General features: G+C 48.0%; 1 tRNA gene and 2 rRNA genes. All 3 read left to right on the top strand.

Annotated features, from left to right (window positions below):
• A 16S ribosomal RNA gene (locus tag ACESOH_RS11720) occupies positions 1-348 on the top strand; the annotation flags it as partial.
• 214 nt (positions 349-562) lie between these two features.
• A tRNA-Glu gene (locus ACESOH_RS11715) sits at positions 563-638 on the top strand.
• 223 nt (positions 639-861) lie between these two features.
• Positions 862-1,550, top strand: a 23S ribosomal RNA gene (locus tag ACESOH_RS11710); the annotation flags it as partial.

Here is a 1,550-nt window from a genome sequence, read left to right as displayed (position 1 = left end):
CAAGTCATCATGGCCCTTACGAGTAGGGCTACACACGTGCTACAATGGTGCATACAGAGGGCGGCGAAGCTGTAAGGCGGAGCGAATCTCAGAAAGTGCATCTAAGTCCGGATTGGCGTCTGCAACTCGACGCCATGAAGTCGGAATCGCTAGTAATCGCAAATCAGAATGTTGCGGTGAATACGTTCCCGGGCCTTGTACACACCGCCCGTCACACCATGGGAGTGGGTTGTACCAGAAGTAGATAGCTTAACCTTTTGGGGGGCGTTTACCACGGTATGATTCATGACTGGGGTGAAGTCGTAACAAGGTAACCGTAGGGGAACCTGCGGTTGGATCACCTCCTTACCGAACAGGTGTCAGGTTATAGGATATAGGTAACAGAGTTATCATCTAGACTTGCACTGAAAATAAGCGACAGCAAGTGTTCACACAGATTGTCTGGTGGTTGTAGAAAAAGCAAGAAAAAAGACCGCACTTTCCGGACCGTCTTCTAGGCCGGGCAGTCATAGTAGGGAAGTGTGTTGGTGAAGTTAAGAGGCTGAAATTGTCTTTAACTGTTGTCCCCATCGTCTAGAGGCCTAGGACATCGCCCTTTCACGGCGGTAACCGGGGTTCGAATCCCCGTGGGGACGCCATTTAAAGATGATTTTCGATTGTCTTATATGTTCTTTAACAATCTGGAAACAAGCTGAAAACTGAGTCTCAGGTAACAGGGATCAGTCATCAGGTATCGGAAGGTACGGGTGGATGATATTGTTATTTGAGTCAAAGTCTGAGAAAAAATCTTAGCCGGAAAAGGCGGCTAAGTGTTTAGTTAAACTAAACGACAACCGAGGGTGAAAGCCTTTGAGGTTGTATGGTTAAGTGACTAAGCGTACACGGTGGATGCCTTGGCAATCAGAGGCGAAGAAGGACGTGCAAATCTGCGAAAAGCTTGGGTGAGTTGATAAGAAGCGAATAACCCAAGATATCCGAATGGGGCAACCCAGTAGGTGAAGAACCTACTATCTTAAATTGAATTCATAGATTTAAGAGGCGAACCGGGAGAACTGAAACATCTCAGTACCCCGAGGAAAAGAAATCAACCGAGATTTTGTGAGTAGCGGCGAGCGAAAGCGAAAGAGCCTGTCAGTGATAGCGACACATTTAGGAGAACAAGCTGGGAAGTTTGGCGAGACAGGGTGATAGCCCCGTATCTTAAAAATGTGTTGTGGTACTAAGCTGACGAGAAGTAGGGCGGGACACGAGAAATCCTGTCTGAATATGGGGGGCCCATCCTCCAAGGCTAAATACTCCTGATTGACCGATAGTGAAGCAGTACTGTGAAGGAAAGGCGAAAAGAACCCCGGTGAGGGGAGTGAAATAGAACCTGAAACCGTGTACGTACAAGCAGTGGGAGCCGTAAGGTGACTGCGTACCTTTTGTATAATGGGTCAGCGACTTATATTTTGTAGCGAGGTTAACCGAATAGGGGAGCCGAAGGGAAACCGAGTCTTAACTGGGCGTTGAGTTGCAAGGTATAGACCCGAAACCCGGTGATCTAGCCA

It is taken from the genome of Necropsobacter rosorum (assembly GCF_964241405.1).
Classification (GTDB): Bacteria; Pseudomonadota; Gammaproteobacteria; order Enterobacterales; family Pasteurellaceae; genus Necropsobacter; species Necropsobacter rosorum.
This window is presented reverse-complemented; position numbering and strand designations above follow the sequence as displayed.